The 1,304-nt window shown below is 49.8% G+C and carries 1 protein-coding gene; it reads left to right on the forward strand.

What is annotated here, in order from left to right:
• Positions 1-150: 150 nt before the first annotated feature.
• Positions 151-1,304, forward strand: a 1,154-nt coding sequence (locus ACE41H_RS25080) for an IS701 family transposase (RefSeq protein WP_375358302.1), incomplete at its 3' end; no start/stop codon positions are given.

Here is a 1,304-nt window from a genome sequence, read left to right on the forward strand (position 1 = left end):
TGTCGTGTAAGTTTTTGACGAATGTTATATAAAACTGTAAACCGAATAGAAGTATTGTCGGATACACACACAGAAAAAGGACATCGGACCTTTTCAGCGAAATTACGGTTACCACACCAAATTTCCAAGAAAAGGGGATGTCCCACTCTCATGGTAAATCTACATGCGGTTATCGTCAAGTTCATTTTTGCGCTTCAACTTGGATTCACTGCACCTCAACTGCGCCATTTGGTTGCCTTTGTTCATGGGATCATCCTTCATGAGGGCCGGAAGACGGTCACGCAAATCGGACGGGTCGCTGGAGTGAATCGTCACCTGAGTTCAACGACTCGCTTTCTAAACGAATCACCATGGTCTGTCCAGCATCTTCAGCAAAGACGGCTCACACTGCTGCTGGAACAGATTCGCAGAACGAAGGGCAAGCGCGTCGTGTTTCTTCTCATTGACGATACCGCCTGTAAGAAAAAGCCGACGACATGCCGGATGGAGGCACTCGACTTCCATTTTGCACACGATGAGGGCAAATCGGTCTGGTCGCATTCCTTAGTGACGATGCATGTCGTCTGCGAAGCGAACTCCTTTGCTTGGGATTTTCGGCCTTATTTTCGTGAGCAAGCCTGCGAAGAGAGAGGCCAGACCTACAAAAGCAAGAATGAACTGGCGATGGAGATGGTTGCATCATTCCCCGCCACCGAAGAGGAGCAAGTCTACGTCCTCGCTGACAGTTGGTATACGAGTCAAAAGATGTTGGATTTGTGTCAAACCCGCGGATTCCATGTGATTGCCGCTGTGAAAACGAACCGCAAGATTTGTCCTGCCGGTGTCCGGATTTCGATCTCGAATTTCGCCTCCCAATACATGGGAAACGACGACCTCTGCTCCGTGACCGTGGAGGATACGCGTTACCGTGTCTACGCCTATGAAGGTCCCCTGGCCGAGACGGAAAATGTTCGCGTCTTGCTCTCATGGGAGGGGCGATTTGATGCGAATCGAACACCGTTCTGTATCGTGTGTACGGATGCTACGCTGGATCTCGTAACCATCCTGACGTATTATCGGACACGCTGGCACATTGAAACGGGTTACCGGTATTTCAAAGAACTGCTTGGATTTGATCATTACCAATTGCTGTCCTTCACCGGAATTCAGCGGTTTTGGGAGATTCAATTCCTTACCCAAAACCTATTGGAGGGTCAGCGGCATATCTGGTCCGATCGGCACCATCCTCTCACGCTGGGTGATGTTGTCAGGCGAATTCGCTACGAACATCGAGGACAGATGCTCGTATATGTGTACGAGAGTGC

The organism is Paenibacillus enshidis, from assembly GCF_042136365.1.
GTDB lineage: Bacteria > Bacillota > Bacilli > Paenibacillales > Paenibacillaceae > Paenibacillus > Paenibacillus enshidis.